Here is a 19112-nt window from a genome sequence, read left to right on the forward strand (position 1 = left end):
GCGCGGGTGGGTGCGCGCTCGATGCTGCATTGCAGGGGAGGCGGGCGCTGCGACCGTGCCGGAATCAGGCGGGCAGGTAGGCGAGGCGCACGTAGATCGGCGCGAACGGTTCGGGCTGCGTGATCTCGACGAGCGATTCGCGCGCGAGCTCGAGCATCGCGATGAAGTTCACGACGACCACCGGCACGCCGCGCGACGTGTCGAACAGCTCGGCGAACTCCATGAAGCGCGCATTCTGCAGCCGGCGCAGGATCAGGCTCATGTGCTCGCGCACCGACAGCTCCTCGCGCGAGATCTTGTGATGCTGGACGAGCTTCGCGCGCTTGAGCACGTCGGCCCACGCGGCGCGCAGGTCGTCCGAGTTCACGTCGGGAAAGCGCGGCGTGATGCTCTGCTCGATATAGACCTCGGCGCGCAGGAAGTCGCGGCCGAGCTGCGGCAGTTGATCGAGGCGCTGCGCGGCGAGCTTCATCTGCTCGTATTCGAGCAGCCGGCGCACCAGCTCCGCGCGCGGATCCTCGGCTTCCTCGCCGGTGTCGGCCTTCTTGACCGGCAGCAGCATCCGCGACTTGATCTCGATCAGCATCGCGGCCATCAGCAGATATTCGGCTGCCAGCTCGAGATTCGACGTGCGGATCTGGTCGACATAACCGAGGTATTGCGCGGTGACCTGCGCCATCGGGATGTCGAGCACGTTGAAGTTCTGCTTGCGGATCAGGTACAGCAACAGGTCCAGCGGGCCTTCGAAGGTCTCGAGGAACACCTCGAGCGCATCGGGCGGGATGTACAGATCCTGCGGCAGCTTGAAGAGCGGCTCGCCGTACAGACGTGCGAACGCCGCGACACCGTCGACGGTGTCGGGCGTCGAATCGGCGCCCGCGGGCGCGGCGATCGCGTCGTCCTTGCGGGCGGCGCTGGCCTCGTCGGCGGCGCTCACGTCGTCAGAAGTTCTGGTAGTAGACGTAGGACGTTTGCTTCACGCGCGACTCCTGCTGCTCGGCGCGCTCGTCGAGGTCGATCGGCTGCTTGTCCCACAGCAGGGCACGACCCTTGCGTTGCTCTTCCTCGAGCGTCGGCTTCTGTTGCTTGAGCTGGTTCAGGAACTGCGTGACGTCGGACTGGTACGGCATGGCTTGGCTTTCCGTTTCTGGCGGCGCACGATGCGCCGGATTCGCGATGGCGGGATTTTACCGCATAGCGGGGAACAGCCGGTGTCAATCGCACGTCGAACGCGCTGGCCGGGCTGCCGGCCGCCGGCGTTGCGTGCAAGCATCAAAGCGGCGCCGCTGCGGGCGCGGCCGCGGCCGTGTGGTCAAATACAGGGTTTTCCACGAAATCACGACAACCGAGGGCGAGGTCATATTTGGCGGGTCCGGCGAACCACTACCACGCAGATACGGCGCACGACGCGGCCGCACGTTCGGCCCGCGATTCGCGCCGGCGCTCGCGGCGCGGCGCCGCCGCCGCGGCGCGGGCCGCCGTCGCGGGCTGCGTCGCCGCATTCTTCGCGCTGCCCGCCTATGCCAAATACGACGTCGACATCGACGCGCCGCGCGCGATCCGCAAGCTGCTCGGCGCGCACCTCGACATCGCGCGCTTCGCGAAGCGCGACGACATCAGCGACGATCAATTCGACTTCCTCGTGACGGCCACGCCGCAGCAGGTGCGCGACCTGACCGCGACGGCCGGCTATTTCTCGCCGGTCGTGCGCACCGACGTGCGCAGCCGCGACGGCAAGCGCGACGTGCGCGTCGCCGTCGACCCGGGGCCGCAAACCGTCGTCTCGGCGGTCGACCTGACGTTCAAGGGCCCGGTCGACGCCGAAGACCCGAAGCAGGAGGCCGCGACGCGCTTCGCGTTCTCGCTGAAACCGGGCGACCCGTTCACGCAGTCTGATTGGGACGGCGCGAAGAACGCGGCGCTCAAGCAGTTGCAGTCGCGCCGCTACCTCGGCGCGAAGATCGTGTCGTCCGAGGCGCGCGTCGATCCGCGCACGCAGCGCGCGACGCTGGCCGTCACGTTCGACAGCGGCCCGACCTTCACGATCGGCAAGCTCGATGTCGACGGCGTGCGCCGCTATCCGGAAAAGATCGTCACGAACGTCAATCCGCTGTCGGAAGGCGAGATCTACGACGCGCAGCGCATCGCCGAGCTGCAGCGGCAGCTGCAGAACACGCCGTACTACGCGAGCGTCGCGATCGACGTCGGCGACGACACGTCGAAGCCCGAACGCACGCCCGTACACGTGAAGGTCAGCGAGTTTCCGTACAACAGCATCCGCGGCGGCGTCGGCTACGCGACGGACACGGGCCCGCACGTGCAGGGGTCGTACACGTACCTCGACACGTTCGGCGCCGCGTGGCCGCTCACCGTGTCGGGCCGGCTCGACCAGATCCAGCAGTACGGGCAGGTCCAGCTGTCGATGCCGCCCGGCCAGAAAGGATGGACCAACAGCGTGCTCGCGTCGTACACGAACACCAACGTGTCGGGCACGCGGATCTACAGCGCGCGGGTCGGCGCGCAGCGCACGCGCTCCGGCCAGTTCATCGACTACGCGTACTCGCTGATGTACTACCAGGACCGGCTCGACCAGAACAGCGCCGGCCCGACCACGAGCCGCGCGCTGGTGCCGCAGTGGTCGTGGACGCGCCGCAACGTCGACGATCCGCTGTTCCCGCGTTCGGGCAACCTGATCCACGCGGAAGCCGGCTTCGCGATCAAGGGCGTGCTGACCGACCAGACCTTCATCCGCGGCTACGCGCGCGGCCAGCAATACCTGCCGATCGGCAGGCGCGACCTGTTCGTGTTCCGCGCCGAGCTCGGCGGCGTGTTCACCAGCGGCAGCTCGGCCGGCGTGCCGGCATCGCTGCTGTTCCGCGCGGGCGGCTCGAACTCGGTGCGCGGCTACGGCTATCAGAGCATCGGCAACAACGTCGACGGCTCCGTGCTGCCGACCAAGTACCTCATGACCGGCACCGCCGAATACCAGCACTGGTTCAACCACGACTGGGGCGCCGCGACGTTCTTCGACATCGGCACCGCGACCGATGCGTGGGGCGAGCGCGTGTTCTATCCGGGCGTCGGCATCGGCGCGCGCTGGCGCAGCCCCGTCGGCCCGATCAACGTCGACGTCGCATACGGGCTGCGCAACCGCAGCGTGCGCCCGTACCTGACGCTCGGCATCGCTTTCTGACCTCGCAGCCCGATCCACGACGAACCGCATGACGAAGGACCCGAACGACACGCCGCCGCCTCACGATCCGGACTCGCCCGAGGGGGCGCCCCACGGTGAGCCCGACCCGCCGCCGCGTGCGCGGCGGCGCGGCCGCGCGTGGCGCGTCGTCGCGTGGACGCTCGCGACGCTCGTGTTGCTGGTCGTGCTGGCGGTGGCGCTCGTGCTGGCCGCGGCGACCACCGAGCGCGGCACGCGGCTCGCGTGGCAGAGCGCGGTGCGCGTGCTGGGCGGGCGCCTCGTCGGCACGCTCGAGGGCGGGTCGCTCGCGACCGGCGTGCGGCTGCGCGACTTCGCGTGGACCAGCCCGGCCGGCGCGGGCACCGAAGTGCGGATCGACCGGCTCGACGGCCGCTGGGCGCTGACGCGCGCGCCGTGGCGCCTGTCGATCGCGTATCTGCGCGCGGGCACCGTCGACGTGCGAATCGTGCCGGGACCGTCGAAGCCGTCGACGCCGCCGCAGGACCTGCGCGTGCCGCTGCAGCTGCGCATCGACGACCTGCGCGTCGATCATCTGGCGATCCACGAAGGCGCATCGACGACCCAGCTCGACCATCTCGCGCTGAACGGCCGCAGCGACGGCCGTCACCACGAGCTCGCGCTCGACGGCGTCGACACGCCGTACGGCGCGCTGACCGCGCGCGCCAAGCTCGACGGCGTGAAGCCGTTCGCGCTGACGGGCACCGCGACGTACGCCGGCAAGCTCTCGGACGAACCGGTCAACGCGAGCGCGAACGTGTCGGGTTCGCTCGAAGCGCTCGTCGCCGACGTGTCCGCGAGCGGGATGAAGCTGAACGGCCGCGCGCACGTCGAGGCCGCGCCGTTCGGCGCGGTGCCGCTCACGCGCGCGTCGCTCGCGTTCGATCACGTGAATCCGCAGGCGCTTGCGCCCGGCGCGCCGGCCGCCGACCTCGCGCTGCGCGCCGAGCTCGCGCCGGTCACCGCCGCGCCGGGCGCCGCAGCCGCGAAGGGCTTCGCCGTGACGGGGCCGGTGTCGATCGTCAACGCGAAGCCGGGCACGCTCGGCGAGCACCTGCTGCCGGTCGTCGACGCGCATGCGACCGTGAAGCTCGACGCGCATGCGCAGCGCATCGACGGCCTCGCGCTGAAGCTGATCCGCGACGGCAGCGTGACGGGCGGCGGCACGCTGACGGGCGGCAAGGGCCGCTTCGATCTGAAGGCCGCGAACCTCGACCTCAATGCGTTCGTCGCCCAGTTGCGGCCGATGCGTCTCGGCGGCCCGCTCGGCGTGACGCTGGCCGGCGGCGTGACGACCGTCGACTTCGACCTGAACGATCCGAAGCTCGCACTGGGCGCGCGCGCGAAGGTCGCGCTGACGTCGCAGCAGACGGTGCTGTCCGACGCGCGCGTGACGGCCGGCAAGGGCCGCATCGACCTGACCGGCGTGTTCCGCCACGACGCGCATGCGAGCTACGACGCGAAGGCGACGCTGACCGCGTTCGATCCGCTGCTGCTCGCGGCGCTGCAGGCGCCGGCCGCAGGCGGCGGCAAGCAGCCGAAAGCGCCGGCGACGGCGCGGCCCAGGCGCGGCGAAACGCGCGTGTCGGGCACGCTGACCGCATCCGGCGCCTTGGCGCCGCAGTTGTCGACCAAGGCGACCTTCAAGCTCGGCGACAGCCTGTACGACGGCGTGCCGCTGACCGGCGCCGGTGTCGTGCAGCTCGCCGGGACGCGCATCCTGCCGAGCAACGTGAACCTGACGATTGCCGGCAACCACGTCGACCTGCACGGCAGCTTCGGCGCGCCGGGCGACCGGCTGCGCTTCGTCGTCGATGCGCCGGCGCTCGACCGGCTCGGCTTCGGCTTGCAGGGGCTCGTGCAGGCGCAGGGCGACCTGACCGGCAGCTTCGCGCATCCGAACGTGACGGCCGCCTACAAGGTGCAGCACTTGGTGATCGGCTCGAACCGGATCGGCGCCGCCGACGGGCACGCGGACATCCGCGACGGCGCGAACGGCACGCTGGTGTTCACCGCCGACGCGACCGACGTCGCGCTCGGCTCGCTGCAGCTGAAGTCGCTGCGCGCGAACCTGAACGGCACGCGCGCGAAGCACACGCTGGAGGCATCGGCGACGGGCGCGGCCGGCGGCCGCATGATCGACCTGACGGTCGCGGCCAACGGCGGCGTGGTCGAGAATCGCGACGGGATGCGCTGGGACGGCACCGTCACGCGCCTCGCGAACCGCGGCACGCCGACGCTCGCGCTGCAGGCGCCGCTCGCCGTGTCGGCCGGCGCCGGCCGGGTGACGCTCGGCGCCACGCAGCTCACGCTCGAAGGCGCCGCGATCGACCTGAAGTCGTTCGTGTTCGATCACGGCCAGATGCGCTCGGCCGGCGCCGTGCGCGGCGCGTCGGTCGCGCGCTTCCTCGAGATCCGCCAGGAGCTGACGGGGCAGCGCTCGCCGGTGCGAACCGACGTCGTGCTCGACGCCGACTGGGACTTCTCGCTCGGCGCGAACTCGACCGGCTACCTGCAGGTGAAGCGGCGCGGCGGCGACGTGACGATCGAGACGGGGCGCGGCATCGCATCGCTCGGGCTGACCGATCTGTCGGCGCGCGCGAACTTCGTGCCGGGCAACCGCCTCAACGTCGTGGCGCTCGCGAAGGCGAACCGGGTCGGCACGCTCGACGCGAACGTCACGGTGCCGGTGGCGCTGCGCGACGGCGTGTTCGGCGTCGTCGACGACGGCCCGCTGGCCGGCCGCATCGACGCCGACATCCCGTCGCTGCGGGCGACCGGCAACCTGTTCGGGCCGAGCTACCTGCTCGGCGGGCGCGCGGCGCTGAAGCTGACGATCGCCGGCACGCCGGTCAAGCCGAGCGTGTCCGGGATGCTGACGGGCGACGAGCTGTCCGCGACGCTGGTCGATCAGGGCGTGCAGCTGAAGGACGGCATCGTGCGCGTCAAGCTGGCGGAGAACCTCGTCGAATTCCAGCAGGTCGAGTTCCACGGCGGCGACGGCACGCTGCGCGCGATCGGCCGCGTGCGGCTCGACGGCGAGGCGCCCGACCTGACCGCGAGCATCGTCGCGGACAAGCTCGAGCTGTTCGCCGCGCCGGACCGCAAGCTGTCGCTGTCGGGCAAGGCGACCGTCGCGAACGACGGGCCGCGCGGCGCGCTGTCGATCGACGGCAAGTTCGTCGTCGATCACGCGCTGTTCGACCTGCCCGAGCAATCGGCGCCGCACCTGTCCGACGACGTCGTGATCGTCGGCCCCGAGGGCACGGTGCGCGGCGACGTGCAGACGGGTACCGCGGCGGCCAAGCCGCAGAAGGTCGAGAACAAGCCCGCGCCGTCGCTTGCACCGCGCGCGAACATCGACATCGGCCTCGGCAACGATTTCCGCTTCAAGGGGCACGGCGCGGATCTCGGCCTGCGCGGCACGATCACGGTGATGAGCGCGCCGGGCGTGCCGCTGCGCGCGGTCGGCAACGTGCGCGTGACCGAAGGCTCGACCTACACGTCGTTCGGCCGCAAGCTCGCGATCGAGAACGGCTTCTTCACGTTCAACGGCCCCGTGTCGAACCCCGGCGTGAACATCCTCGCGATGCGGCGCAATCAGGAGGTCGAGGCCGGCGTGCAGGTGACCGGCACGATCCAGTCGCTGACGGTCAAGCTGGTGTCGGAGCCGAACGTCACCGACAACGAGAAGCTGTCGTGGCTGCTGTTCGGGCACGGCACCGACCAGGGCAACAATGTCGGCCAGCAGGGCACGATGACGGCCGCGCTCGCGCTGCTCGGCAGCGTGACGGGCAAGCGGGTCGCGCAGACCTTCGGCCTCGACGAATTCTCGATCGGCCGCAGCGACGTCGGCCTGACCGATCCGCAGGTGATCCAGGTGTCGAAGGCGATCAACGAGCGCTTCGTGCTCGGCTTCGAGCAGGGCTTGCAGTCGGCCAGCAACGCGTTCAAGGCGACCATCAACCTGACGCGCTTCTGGTCGGTGTCCGCGTACGGCGGCACGTTCCAGGGCGTCGATCTGAACTACACGCGGCGCTTCGACCGCTGGTTCAGCCAGCGCTGACCGAGCCCACGCACGCACGGCCCGTGGCGCGACCATGAAAAAAGCCCCGCACGTCATCGTGCGGGGCTTTTTCGTTGTGGCGGGTGCGGCGGGCCGCTTACTTCACGCGCATGCCGGGCTTCGCGCCGCTGTGCGGCTCGAGGATGTAGAGGCCCGGCTCGGCCTTCTCGTCGGCGGCCGACGCCGCGAGCACCATCCCTTCGGAGAGCCCGAACTTCATCTTGCGCGGCGCGAGGTTCGCGACCATCACCGTCAGCTTGCCGACGAGCTGCTCCGGCTGATACGCCGACTTGATGCCCGAGAACACGTTGCGGGTCTTTTCCTCGCCGACGTCGAGCGTGAGCTGCAGCAGCTTGTCCGAGCCTTCGACGGCCTGGCACGCGACGATCTTCGCGATGCGCAGATCGATCTTCGCGAAGTCGTCGATCGAGATCGGGCCGTCGTTCGCGGCGTTCGCGGCGGCGGCCTTCGCGTTCGCCTTGGCCGGCTTCGCGTCCTTCGCGGCGGCGGCGCCGGTCGCGCCCGAAGCGGCCGCCGCAGCAGCGCCGTCGGCCTGCAGCGAACCGCGGTTCGCGGCGAGCAGCGCGTCGATCTGCTTCGCGTCGACGCGCGTCATCAGATGCTGGTACGCGTTGATCGGCTGCGCGGACGACAGCGGCTTCGCGGCATCGGCCCATGCGAGCGGCGCGATCCCGAAGAACGCCTCGACGGCCTGCGCGACGCGCGGCATCACCGGCTTCAGCGCGAGCGACAGCAGGCGGAACGCCTCGAGGCTCACGCTGCAGGTCTCGTGCAGCGCGACCGCGTTGGCCGGGTCCTTCGCGAGCTCCCACGGCTTCGCGCCGTCGACGTACGCGTTGACTTCGTCGGCGAGCTCCATCGTCTGGCGCAGCGCGCGGCTGTATTCGCGGGCTTCGTAGTGCGCGGCGATCGAGCCGATCGCGCTGCGCAGCTTCGCGACGAGCGGATGATTCATCGCGCTGTCCTGCACGCGGCCGTCGAAGCGCTTGATCAGGAAGCCGGCCGCGCGGCTCGCGATGTTCACGTACTTGCCGACCAGATCGCTGTTCACGCGCGCCTGGAAGTCGTCGAGGTTCAGGTCGATGTCTTCCATCGTCGCGTTCAGCTTCGCGGCGAAGTAGTAGCGCAGCCACTCGGGGTTCAGGCCCGTGTCGATGTAGCTCTGCGCGGTGATGAACGTGCCGCGCGACTTCGACATCTTCGCGCCGTCGACGGTCAGGAAGCCGTGCGCGAACACGTTGGTCGGCGTGCGGTGGCCCGAAAATTCGAGCATCGCCGGCCAGAACAGCGTGTGGAAATACAGGATGTCCTTGCCGATGAAGTGATACTGCTCGGCCGTCGCGCCCGGGCGGACCCACGCGTCGAAGTCGATGCCCTTGCGCTCGCACAGGTTCTTGAAGCTCGCGTAGTAGCCGACCGGCGCGTCGAGCCACACGTAGAAATACTTGCCCGGCGCGCCGGGGATTTCGAAGCCGAAGTAGGGCGCGTCGCGCGAGATGTCCCAGTCGGCGAGCTTCGCTTCGCCGGCGTCGCCGAGCCATTCGCGCATCTTGTTGGTCGCTTCGGGCTGCGCGAGGCCGCTGACCCAGTCGCGCAGGAACGACTCGCAGCGCGGGTCGGACAGGCGGAAGAAGTGGTGCGTCGACGTCTTGCGCACCGGCGTCGCGCCGGACACGACCGAGTACGGGTTCAGCAGGTCGGTGGGCAGGTAGGTCGAGCCGCATACTTCGCAGCTGTCGCCGTACTGGTCCTTCGCGTGGCACTTCGGGCATTCGCCCTTGATGAAGCGGTCCGGCAGGAACATTTCCTTGACCGGGTCGTACGCCTGCTCGATCTCGCGCTCGGCGATCAGGCCGTTTTCCTTCAGCGCGACGTAGATCTTCTCGCTGAGCACGCGGTTTTCGTCCGAATCGGTCGAATAGAAATTGTCGAACGACACGCCGAAGCTGTCGAAGTCGCGCTTGTGCTCGGCCCACACGCGGTCGATCAGCTGCTTCGGCGTGAGGCCTTCCATCTCGGCGCGCAGCATGATCGGCGTGCCGTGCGTATCGTCGGCGCCGATGTAGTAGACCTCGTGCCCGTGCATTCGCAGCGTCCGCACCCAGATGTCGGTCTGGATGTACTCGACCAGATGGCCGATGTGGATCTGGCCGTTGGCATAGGGAAGGGCGGACGTAACGAGGATCTGGCGGCTGCCTTGCGGCGCCGCGGCCTGCACGGAAGCGAGGTCGGTTGCGGACATAGGGTCTGTAGAAGGAACGGCTAAACGACGGAAACTGCGATTCTAGCAGGGGCGCGGGTCGCCCAGTCGGGCCGGGGCGGTGCGAGGGCGGGCGCGGCGTGCGGCGCCCATGAAGTGCGTGCCCGGCGCTGCGATGCTGCGCCGCAGCACGAAAATTCCGGGCAAAAAAAACCGGGGCGGATACGGCCCCGGAGCAACAACGACAAGAGGAGAATGGTGACGCGCCGGCTGCGCCAGCCGCGTACCGTAAAGACAGACCGCGGGTCGCGACAGAAGTTCGAAATTTTTTTCGATTTGTTACGGAGCCCGCGCCAAGCCTTGTGGCACGCGGCCGCGCGCCGAATGCGCGGCCTCGTCTCCGGTCGTCGTGCCGCTTACTGCTGCGCTGCGCGCAGGTAGATTTCGACGCGGCGGTTCTGCGCGCGGCCGGCTTCGGTCGCGTTGTCCGCGATCGGGTTCGACGCGCCCATGCCCTGCGCCGACAGGCGGCCGCCGGCGACGCCGCGCTGCACGAGCGCATTGACGACGCTCTGCGCGCGGTTCTGCGACAGCGTCTGGTTCAGCTGTGCCGAGCCCGTGCTGTCCGTGTAGCCGACGATCGAGGCCGTCACTTGCGGGTTCTGGTTCAGCGTCGTCGCCAGATCGTTCAGCAGCGGCGTGAATGCCGGCGTGATCGCGTACTGGTTGGTGGCGAACGTCACCGAGCTCGGCACGTTCAGCTTCAGCGAGCCGTCCGGCTGCTCGGTCACCTGCGTGCCCGTCTTCGCTGCCGACGGCGCGAGCTTGTTCTTGATCGCCTGCCAGTTGTAACCCGTCACGCCGCCGACCAGCGCGCCGACGCCCGCGCCGATCGCCGCGCCCTTGCCGCCGCCGGCCAGCGCGCCGATGCCCGCGCCCAGCGCCGCGCCCGTGCCGGTGCCGACGGCCGTGTTGTTGCCTTGCTGCGTGGCGCAGCCGGCGAGCAGTGCGCCGGCGAGTGCGAAGACGGACAGGCGAGTCGCGATTTTCATGTTCATCTTGGATTCCTCTGTTGGTTGAACGAGTCGACAACGACGACAAACATCAGGTGCGGCTCCGTGCACGGACGCCCCGAAAACGGCGGGCAGGCCCGTGTAGACGGTTGCCGCGAAGGCGGCTGCATGCCCTGTTCGCCAGCGGGGCTGTTCGTACAGGGCGACGCATCAGCCTCTACAATATAGGCGGTTCGCGGCCGATTTGGCCCCATAGCATACCGCACGCGAAGATTGCGCCGTCGTGCGCATTCGCGCAATGGCGTGCAACAGATTCTTTCACTTTTCCTGATTTTTGCTGCGTAATTTGATCTTTTTTGACGATTGCGCGTGGAAAAACGATTTCACGGAGTTTCGATGAGCATTGACCGGGCACAAGTCGACGCCGCGCTGGCGGCTGTCGTCGACCCCAACACCGGCCGTCCGTATGCGGCCAACAAGGGCGTGCGCAACGTCGCGATCGATGGCGACGTCGTGGCGGTCGACGTGGTGCTCGGCTATCCGGCGCGCAGCCAGCACGATGACGTGCGCGCGCGCATCGCGGCGGCCCTCCAGGCCGTGCCGGGCGTGCGCGACGCACGTGTCGCCGTGTCGCAGGAGATCGTCGCGCACACGGTGCAGCGCGGCGTGAAGCTGCTGCCGAACGTGAAGAACATCGTCGCGGTCGCGTCGGGCAAGGGCGGCGTCGGCAAGAGCACGACGGCCGTGAACCTGGCGCTCGCGCTCGCCGCCGAAGGCGCGTCGGTCGGCATTCTCGACGCCGACATCTACGGCCCGTCGCTGCCGACGATGCTCGGCATCCACGGCCAGCGCCCCGAGTCGCCGGACAACCAGTCGATGAACCCGCTGGTCGGCCACGGGCTGCAGGCGAACTCGATCGGCTTTCTGATCGACGAGGACAATCCGATGGTGTGGCGCGGCCCGATGGCGACGTCGGCGCTCGAGCAGCTGCTGCGGCAGACCAACTGGCGCGAGCTCGACTACCTGATCGTCGACATGCCGCCGGGCACCGGCGACATCCAGCTCACGCTCGCGCAGCGCGTGCCGGTGACGGGCGCGGTGATCGTGACGACGCCGCAGGACATCGCGCTGCTCGACGCGAAGAAGGGGCTGAAGATGTTCGAGAAGGTCGGCATTCCGATCCTCGGCATCGTCGAGAACATGAGCATCCACGTCTGCTCGAACTGCGGGCACGAGGAGCACATCTTCGGCGCGGGCGGCGCCGAGCGGATGGCGAAGGACTACGACGTCGACGTGCTCGGCAGCCTGCCGCTCGACATCGCGATCCGCGAGCGCGCCGACAGCGGCACGCCGACGGTCGTGGCCGACCCGGACGGCGCGCTGGCGCGGCGCTATCGCGACATCGCGCGCGGCGTCGCGCTGGCGATCGCGGAACGGGCGCGCGACATGACGTCGAAGTTCCCGTCGATCGTTGTTCAGAATACTTAAAGCCCTTGCGGGGCGGGCCTGCACGCTGTTTACGGCGCCGCGAGGCGCGGTATCATGGCGACTTTTCCCGGGTCCCTTTACCCGCCCGGTATGGCCGCCGTGTGATAACGGCTGCCAGCCGGCATGAGGATCGAATGAACCAACGACACCACGGCGCGCGCGTCGGCCGCGCGCGGCGCGCGCTGCTGACCGCCGCCGCGCTGGGCCTGCTGGCCGGCTGTACCTCCTTTTCCTCGACGCACGAGAAGCGCGCCGACGCCCAGTTGCAGCCGACCGTCGGCTCGCAGGCGCGCGGCGCGGTCACGTTCGTCGAGCGCCCGGACGGCGTCCAGGTCACTTACAACCTGGTCGGGCTGCCGCCGAACACCGATCACGCGCTGCAGGTGCACGAACGCGGCGACTGCAACGCCGGCGACGGCTCGAGCGCCGGCCAGGTGTTCGCGCCGGCCGCCGACCGGCTGCGCGCCGGCGCGCGCGTCGCCGGCGATCTCGGCAACATCCACGCGGACGCGAACGGCGTCGCCGCCGGCTTCATCGTCGCGCCCGATCTGGCCCTCGACGGCGTGCGCTCCGCGCTGAACCGCGCGGCGCTGGTCTACCGCGACCCGAGCGATCCGGCGTTCGCGCAGCACGGCGCGGGGCCCGCGCTGGCCTGCGGCGTGATCCGTTGAGCGCCGCCGCGTACACGCGGCGATCATCGCGTAAAATGTCCGGTTTTCCCGGCTGCCGCGTCGACGCGGCAGCCGCCGTCTGTCACCGTCACGCACCGTTTCCTGGCGCCCCGTTATGAGCATCAAGTCCGACAAGTGGATTCGGCGCATGGCCGAAGAACACAAGATGATCGAGCCGTTCGTGCCCGATCAGGTTCGCGCGTCCGAGGACGGCCGCAGGATCGTCAGCTACGGCACGTCGAGCTACGGCTACGACATCCGCTGCGCGGACGAATTCAAGATCTTCACCAACATCAACTCGACGATCGTCGATCCGAAGAACTTCGACGAAGGTTCGTTTGTCGATTTCAAGGGCGACGTGTGCATCATCCCGCCGAACTCGTTCGCGCTGGCCCGCACCGTCGAATATTTCCGCATCCCGCGCACGGTGCTGACCGTCTGCCTCGGCAAGTCGACGTACGCGCGCTGCGGAATCATCGTCAACGTGACGCCGTTCGAACCCGAATGGGAAGGCTACGTCACGCTGGAATTTTCGAATACCACGCCGCTGCCCGCGAAGATCTACGCGAACGAAGGCGTCGCGCAGGTGTTGTTCTTCGAAAGCGACGAAGTGTGCGACGTGTCGTACGCCGATCGCGGCGGCAAGTATCAGGGTCAGCGCGGTGTCACGCTGCCGAAAACCTGATCTGCTTGCATAACGTCTCACCAGTTTCCGGGTGACCGCTGCGCGTGACGCGCCGCGGTCGTTCTTTTTGGAGAATCGCCCATGAAGTTTCGTTTCCCCGTCGTCATCATCGACGAAGATTTCCGCTCCGAGAACATCTCGGGCTCCGGCATCCGGGCGTTGGCCGAAGCGATCGAGAAGGAGGGCGTCGAAGTCCTCGGCCTCACGAGCTACGGCGATCTGACGTCGTTCGCGCAGCAGTCGAGCCGCGCGTCGTGCTTCATCCTGTCGATCGACGACGACGAACTCATGCTCGGCGAAACGGGCCCGGACGGCGAGCTGCCCGAACTCGCGACCGCGATCATCGAGCTGCGCGCGTTCGTCACCGAAGTGCGCCGCCGCAACGCGGACATCCCGATCTTCCTGTACGGCGAGACGCGCACGTCGCGCCACCTGCCGAACGACATCCTGCGCGAGCTGCACGGCTTCATCCACATGTTCGAGGACACGCCGGAGTTCGTCGCGCGGCACATCATCCGCGAGGCGAAGGTCTATCTCGACTCGCTCGCGCCGCCGTTCTTCAAGGAACTCGTGAAGTACGCCGACGAAGGCTCGTACTCGTGGCACTGCCCCGGCCACTCGGGCGGCGTCGCGTTCCTGAAGAACCCGCTCGGCCAGATGTTCCATCAGTTCTTCGGCGAGAACATGCTGCGCGCCGACGTGTGCAACGCGGTCGACGAGCTCGGCCAGCTGCTCGATCACACCGGCCCGGTCGCCGCGTCCGAGCGCAACGCCGCGCGGATCTTCAGCGCCGATCACCTGTTCTTCGTGACCAACGGCACGTCGACGTCGAACAAGATCGTGTGGCACGCGACGGTCGCGCCCGGCGACATCGTGCTGGTCGACCGCAACTGCCACAAGTCGATCCTGCACGCGATCACGATGACCGGCGCGATTCCGGTGTTCCTCACGCCGACGCGCAACCACTTCGGCATCATCGGGCCGATCCCGCGCGACGAATTCAAGCCGGAGAACATCCGCAAGAAGATCGAGGCCAACCCGTTCGCGCGCGAGGCGCTGCGCGAGAACCCGGACATGAAGCCGCGCATCCTGACGATCACGCAGAGCACCTACGACGGCGTGATCTACAACGTCGAGATGATCAAGGACCTGCTCGGCGACCTGCTCGACACGCTGCACTTCGACGAAGCGTGGCTGCCGCACGCGACCTTCCACGACTTCTACCGCGACATGCACGCGATCGGCGACGGCCGGCCGCGCACCGGCGCGCTGGTGTTCGCGACGCACTCGACGCACAAGCTGCTCGCCGGCATCTCGCAGGCGTCGCAGATCGTCGTGCAGGATTCGGAGAATCGCACGTTCGACAAGCACCGCTTCAACGAGGCGTATCTGATGCACACGTCGACGAGCCCGCAGTACGCGATCATCGCGTCGTGCGACGTCGCGGCCGCGATGATGGAGCCGCCGGGCGGCACCGCGCTCGTCGAGGAATCGATCGCGGAGGCGATCGACTTCCGCCGCGCGATGCGCAAGGTCGACGCCGAATACGGCGACGACTGGTTCTTCAGCGTGTGGGGCCCGGACGACCTGTCGGCCGAGGGCATCGGCTCGCGCGAAGACTGGATGCTCAAGCCGAACGATCACTGGCACGGCTTCGGCTCGCTGGCCGAAGGCTTCAACATGCTCGACCCGATCAAGGCGACGATCATCACGCCGGGGCTCGACGTCGACGGCGAGTTCGGCGACACGGGCATCCCGGCCGCGATCGTCACGAAGTATCTGGCCGAGCACGGCATCATCGTCGAGAAGACCGGCCTGTACTCGTTCTTCATCATGTTCACGATCGGCATCACGAAGGGCCGCTGGAACTCGATGGTCACCGAGCTGCAGCAGTTCAAGGACGACTACGACAACAACCAGCCGCTGTGGCGCGTGCTGCCGGAGTTCGTCGCGCAGCATCCGCGCTACGAGCGCGTCGGCCTGCGCGACCTGTGCACGCAGATCCACGACGTGTACCGCGCGAACGACATCGCCCGCCTGACGACGGAGATGTACCTGTCCGACATGGAGCCGGCGATGAAGCCGTCGGATGCGTTCGCGAAGCTCGCGCACCGCAAGATCGACCGCGTGCCGCTCGACGAGCTCGAAGGCCGCGTGACGAGCATTCTGCTCACGCCGTATCCGCCGGGCATCCCGCTGCTGATTCCGGGCGAGCGCTTCAACAAGACGATCGTGAACTACCTGCGGTTCGCGCGCGACTTCAACGAGCGCTTCCCCGGCTTCCATACCGACATCCACGGTCTCGTCGCGGAAGAAGTGAACGGCCGCGTCGAGTACTTCGTCGATTGCGTGCGCGACTGATGGCGACGCGCGGACGAATCCGGACGATGCGCGCGGCGGCGGCCGCGCTCGTCGTCTGGGCGGCGGGGATCGCCGGGCAGGGCGCCGCGCACGCGGAAGTCGCGGCCGCCGACCCGATCGACGTCGCGATGCGGCAATGCCTCGCGCGGCGCGACCGGTCGTCGACGGCTGGCCAGATCCAGTGCATGGGCGAAGCGCAACGGCAGTGGCAGACGGTGATGGACGGCGCGTACCAGCGCCTGTCGAACGACGCGCCGGCCGACGTGAAGCGCGGCTGGCAGGATAGCCAGCGTCGCTGGGTCACGTGGCGCAAGGACGAGATTCAACTGCTGAAGGCCGTGTACGACACGACGCGCGGCACGTCGTATGCGATGTCGAGCGCCGACATGCAGCTGCAACCGGTGCGCGATCGCGCGCTGGCGCTGCGGGCGGCGGCCGACCGCTACGCGCCGCCGCCGGCGGCGGTGCCGGTCGCGGCCACGAGCGGCGCGGCAGCGGCCGCCGCGGCAACGGCCGCCGCGGCAACCGGCGGCAAGCCGGCGAACGTGGCGCCGCGCGATGCCGCGCTCGCACGCGTGCGGCCCTGCGCGCAGGATGCTTCGTGCGAGCACGCGCTGTTCGACCTGAACCGCTATTACCAGAAGCTGCGCCGCAAGATGCCCGCGCATTCGGCGGCGACGCTGGTGCGCGCGCAGCGCGCGTGGGTCGCGTTCCGCGACGCGACCGCGCCGCTCGTCGGCGAGGAAGGGCGTGTCGATCTGATCGGCGCGCGGATCGCGACGATGAAGCGGCTGTCGGAGACGGCGGGGAACAAGTAACGCGCGTTGTACCGCCGGTTGGCGGGCACGTCACGCATGAACGAACGGGCACCTTCGGGTGCCCGTTTGCATATGGGCCGCGCCGGCCGCGCGGTGCCGGGCGTCAAGCCGGTTGCTGCGTGTCCAGTCGGCCGAACCACGACGGCACGAGCGCGAGCGCGTCGTCGAGCGACGCCAGCACGTGCAGGCTCAGCGCGACGATCTCGGGCGTGGGCGCCTTCAGGTCGGGCACCGTGACGACCGCGGCGCCGGCGCCGGCCGCCGACTGCGCGCCGAAGTCGCTGTCCTCGAACGCGACGCACGCGTGCGCGGGCACGCCGAGGCGCTCGGCCGCGAGCCGGTAGACGGCCGGGTCGGGCTTGCCGCGCGCGACTTCGTCGCCGCCCGCGATCGCGTGGAAGTACGGCAGCACGCCGACGGCGTCGAGGCGCGCACGGATCACGTCGCGCGCGGACGACGACGCGACCGCGCACGGAATGCCGGCCTGCGCGAGCGTGTCGAGCAGCGCGCGCGCACCGGACTTCAGCGGAAACTTCGGATGCGGCTCGGGCGCGGCGAGTTGCTCGCGCACGCGGGTGCGTACGGCGTCGAACGTGTCGGCGTCGCCGATCAATCGCGCGAGGATCACCTGGCCTTCGGCGAACGAACGGCCGACGATCTGCAGGTAGTCGATCTCGGTGAGCACCACGCCGTGCGCGGTCGACACGTCGATCCACGTGTTCATGATGGTCCGCTCGGAATCGACGAGCAGGCCATCCATGTCGAAGAGCGCGGCGGAGAAGGTCATCGGCGGTTTCCGGGAAGCGGCGAAGCGGGGCAGGCAACGGGCGGCGCGACGGCCGCCCGGATCATGGGAACGGGACGCCGAAGCGTCCGTGCGCGACGGGCGCTTACTCGCCGAGGGCGGCGCGCGCGACCTTGATCGCCGCACGCACCTGGTCGGGTGCGGTGCCGCCCGGATGGTTGCGGCTCGCGACCGAACCTTCGAGCGTCAGGTAGCCGAACACGTCGTCGCCGATCAGGTGCGCGACGTTCGGCAGTTCCTGCTTCATCTCGTCGAGCGTCAGGTCGGCGAGATCGATGCCGCGATCGTCGCAGATCCGCACCGCGTGCGCGACGGCTTCGTGCGCGTCGCGGAACGGCAGGCCGCGCTTCACCAGGTAATCGGCGAGGTCGGTCGCGGTGGAGAAGCCCTGCAGCGCGGCCGCGCGCATCGCGTCCGGCTTCACGGTGATGCCCGCGACCATCTCGGCGAAGATCCGCAGCGTGTCGGCGACGGTGTCGACCGTGTCGAACAGCGGCTCCTTGTCTTCCTGGTTGTCCTTGTTGTACGCGAGCGGCTGGCCCTTCATCAGCGTGAGCAGCGCCATCAGGTGGCCGTTGACGCGGCCCGTCTTGCCGCGTGCGAGCTCGGGCACGTCGGGGTTCTTCTTCTGCGGCATGATCGAGCTGCCGGTGCAGAAGCGGTCGGCGATGTCGATGAAGCCGACGCGCGGGCTCATCCACAGCACGAGCTCTTCCGAGAAGCGCGACACGTGCGTCATCACGAGCGCGGACGCGGCCGTGAATTCGATCGCGAAGTCGCGATCCGACACCGCGTCGAGCGAATTCGCGCAGATGCCGTCGAAGCCGAGCGTCTTCGCGACCGCATGACGGTCGATCGGATAGCTGGTGCCGGCGAGCGCGGCCGCGCCGAGCGGCAGACGGTTCACGCGCGTGCGGCAGTCGCGCATGCGCTGCGCGTCGCGCGTGAACATCTCGACATAGGCGAGCAGATGGTGGCCGAACGTGACCGGCTGCGCGACCTGCAGGTGCGTGAAGCCCGGCATGATCGTGTCGGCGTTCTGCTCCGCGAGATCGAGCAGCGCGCCGCGCAGGTCGTTGAGCAGCCCGCCGATCCGGTCGATCTCGCCGCGCAGCCACAAGCGGATGTCGGTCGCGACCTGGTCGTTGCGCGAGCGGCCCGTGTGCAGACGCTTGCCGGCGTCGCCGATCAGCGCGGTGAGGCGCGCCTCGATGTTCAGGTGGACGTCCTCGAGATCCAGCTGCCATTCGAATTCGCCGCGCTCGATCTCGCCCTTGATCTGCGCCATCCCGCGTTCGATCGCGGCGAGGTCGTCGGCGCTGATGATCTTCTGCGCGGCGAGCATGCTCGCGTGCGCGAGCGAGCCGGCGATGTCGACGAGCGCGAGGCGCTTGTCGAAAAACACCGACGACGTGTAGCGCTTGACCAGCTCCGACATCGGTTCCGAGAAGCGGGCCGACCAGGCCTCGCCCTTTTTGTGCAGTTGGGACGTCATGGCGATTCTTCGAAGGGGAGTTGGGCGGCCGTATGCCGCCGAGGGAATCCCGCAATTCTAGCATTCGTGACTTGCGCGGCCGCGCGGGGCATGGGGCGGCGTGGGGCGGAGGCCGGGACGTGCAGCCGTGCAGCGGGCCAGCGTGCAGATGCGCAGACGCGAGAGGTGCAGACGCGCTCAGGAGTGCAGGCGTACGGACGCGCCGGGGTTCAGGCGCCGGGCGCCCTGCCGCGCTGACATATCAGGCCCGGGCGCCGATGCCGGTGTCGCAGATCGCA

At 68.9% G+C, this 19112-nt stretch carries 13 protein-coding genes; 7 read left to right on the plus strand and 6 right to left on the minus strand.

The genetic code is table 11. The annotated features are described in order from the left end of the window. Positions 1 to 64: 64 nt before the first annotated feature. The gene (locus tag C3Y15_RS25300) at positions 65 to 937 is read right to left on the minus strand and encodes a ScpA family protein (protein ID WP_011885714.1); all 873 of its coding nucleotides are present in this window, start codon (positions 935 to 937) and stop codon (positions 65 to 67) included. A gap of 4 nt (positions 938 to 941) precedes the next feature. Continuing rightward, on the minus strand, positions 942 to 1130 hold the full coding sequence (locus tag C3Y15_RS25305; RefSeq protein ID WP_011885713.1) for a DUF3460 family protein: 189 nt from the start codon (positions 1128 to 1130) through the stop codon (positions 942 to 944). 233 nt (positions 1131 to 1363) lie between these two features. Here C3Y15_RS25305 and C3Y15_RS25310 point away from each other — a divergent pair, with 233 nt between their 5' ends. Further along, complete coding sequence (locus C3Y15_RS25310; RefSeq protein WP_060044849.1) at positions 1364 to 3193, plus strand: autotransporter assembly complex family protein; 1830 nt, start codon at positions 1364 to 1366, stop codon at positions 3191 to 3193. Positions 3194 to 3221: 28 nt separating this feature from the next. Continuing rightward, positions 3222 to 7277 (plus strand): translocation/assembly module TamB domain-containing protein, encoded by a 4056-nt coding sequence (locus C3Y15_RS25315; RefSeq protein ID WP_069246293.1) that lies wholly within the window; start codon positions 3222 to 3224, stop codon positions 7275 to 7277. 97 nt (positions 7278 to 7374) lie between these two features. On the opposite strand, the gene metG is transcribed toward C3Y15_RS25315, so the two are convergent. Together metG and C3Y15_RS25330 are read right to left on the minus strand one after the other, a co-directional pair. Next, the gene (metG, locus tag C3Y15_RS25320) at positions 7375 to 9540 is read right to left on the minus strand and encodes a methionine--tRNA ligase (protein ID WP_069238562.1); all 2166 of its coding nucleotides are present in this window, start codon (positions 9538 to 9540) and stop codon (positions 7375 to 7377) included. 374 nt (positions 9541 to 9914) lie between these two features. After that, the gene (locus tag C3Y15_RS25330; RefSeq protein ID WP_011885709.1) at positions 9915 to 10556 is read right to left on the minus strand and encodes an OmpA family protein; all 642 of its coding nucleotides are present in this window, start codon (positions 10554 to 10556) and stop codon (positions 9915 to 9917) included. A 351-nt stretch (positions 10557 to 10907) separates the two neighbouring features. Between C3Y15_RS25330 and apbC the strand changes: the two genes are divergently transcribed. The 5 genes from apbC (at position 10908) to C3Y15_RS25360 (ending at position 16534) form a co-directional block, all read left to right on the plus strand. Then, positions 10908 to 11999: an iron-sulfur cluster carrier protein ApbC gene (gene apbC / locus C3Y15_RS25340; RefSeq protein WP_014723461.1), complete on the plus strand. Its 1092-nt coding sequence runs from the start codon at positions 10908 to 10910 to the stop codon at positions 11997 to 11999. A gap of 134 nt (positions 12000 to 12133) precedes the next feature. Continuing rightward, on the plus strand, positions 12134 to 12670 hold the full coding sequence (gene sodC / locus C3Y15_RS25345) for a superoxide dismutase [Cu-Zn] (RefSeq protein ID WP_011885707.1): 537 nt from the start codon (positions 12134 to 12136) through the stop codon (positions 12668 to 12670). 115 nt (positions 12671 to 12785) lie between these two features. Beyond that, the gene (gene dcd / locus C3Y15_RS25350) at positions 12786 to 13355 is read left to right on the plus strand and encodes a dCTP deaminase (RefSeq protein ID WP_006398615.1); all 570 of its coding nucleotides are present in this window, start codon (positions 12786 to 12788) and stop codon (positions 13353 to 13355) included. 81 nt (positions 13356 to 13436) lie between these two features. Continuing rightward, positions 13437 to 15716: an arginine/lysine/ornithine decarboxylase gene (locus tag C3Y15_RS25355; RefSeq protein WP_011885706.1), complete on the plus strand. Its 2280-nt coding sequence runs from the start codon at positions 13437 to 13439 to the stop codon at positions 15714 to 15716. Next, a complete protein-coding gene (locus C3Y15_RS25360; RefSeq protein WP_059890698.1) occupies positions 15716 to 16534 on the plus strand; it encodes a lysozyme inhibitor LprI family protein in 819 nt (272 codons plus the stop codon). Before C3Y15_RS25355 ends, C3Y15_RS25360 begins: the two co-directional genes overlap by 1 nt. A 103-nt stretch (positions 16535 to 16637) precedes the next feature. On the opposite strand, the gene C3Y15_RS25365 is transcribed toward C3Y15_RS25360, so the two are convergent. Continuing rightward, entirely contained in the window at positions 16638 to 17321 is a 684-nt protein-coding gene (locus tag C3Y15_RS25365; RefSeq protein WP_034192599.1) for an HAD family phosphatase, read from the minus strand. Between the two features lie 103 nt (positions 17322 to 17424). After that, positions 17425 to 18834 carry an argininosuccinate lyase gene (argH, locus tag C3Y15_RS25370; protein WP_014723457.1) on the minus strand — a complete coding sequence of 470 codons (1410 nt, stop codon included), beginning with the start codon at positions 18832 to 18834 and terminating at the stop codon, positions 17425 to 17427. Between the last annotated feature and the right edge of the window lie 278 nt (positions 18835 to 19112).

Origin of the sequence: Burkholderia sp. B10 (genome assembly GCF_004368385.1) — a bacterium.
Taxonomy (GTDB): domain Bacteria; phylum Pseudomonadota; class Gammaproteobacteria; order Burkholderiales; family Burkholderiaceae; genus Burkholderia; species Burkholderia vietnamiensis.

Coding starts and splice junctions, on each gene's coding strand:
- argH (WP_014723457.1), bottom strand. CDS start 18,834: ATGACGTCCCAACTGCACAAAAAGGGCGAGGCCTGGTCGGCCCGCTTC.
- C3Y15_RS25330 (WP_011885709.1), bottom strand. CDS start 10,556: ATGAACATGAAAATCGCGACTCGCCTGTCCGTCTTCGCACTCGCCGGC.
- C3Y15_RS25360 (WP_059890698.1), top strand. CDS start 15,716: ATGGCGACGCGCGGACGAATCCGGACGATGCGCGCGGCGGCGGCCGCG.
- C3Y15_RS25305 (WP_011885713.1), bottom strand. CDS start 1,130: ATGCCGTACCAGTCCGACGTCACGCAGTTCCTGAACCAGCTCAAGCAA.
- metG (WP_069238562.1), bottom strand. CDS start 9,540: ATGTCCGCAACCGACCTCGCTTCCGTGCAGGCCGCGGCGCCGCAAGGC.
- C3Y15_RS25365 (WP_034192599.1), bottom strand. CDS start 17,321: ATGACCTTCTCCGCCGCGCTCTTCGACATGGATGGCCTGCTCGTCGAT.
- C3Y15_RS25355 (WP_011885706.1), top strand. CDS start 13,437: ATGAAGTTTCGTTTCCCCGTCGTCATCATCGACGAAGATTTCCGCTCC.
- C3Y15_RS25315 (WP_069246293.1), top strand. CDS start 3,222: ATGACGAAGGACCCGAACGACACGCCGCCGCCTCACGATCCGGACTCG.
- apbC (WP_014723461.1), top strand. CDS start 10,908: ATGAGCATTGACCGGGCACAAGTCGACGCCGCGCTGGCGGCTGTCGTC.
- sodC (WP_011885707.1), top strand. CDS start 12,134: ATGAACCAACGACACCACGGCGCGCGCGTCGGCCGCGCGCGGCGCGCG.
- dcd (WP_006398615.1), top strand. CDS start 12,786: ATGAGCATCAAGTCCGACAAGTGGATTCGGCGCATGGCCGAAGAACAC.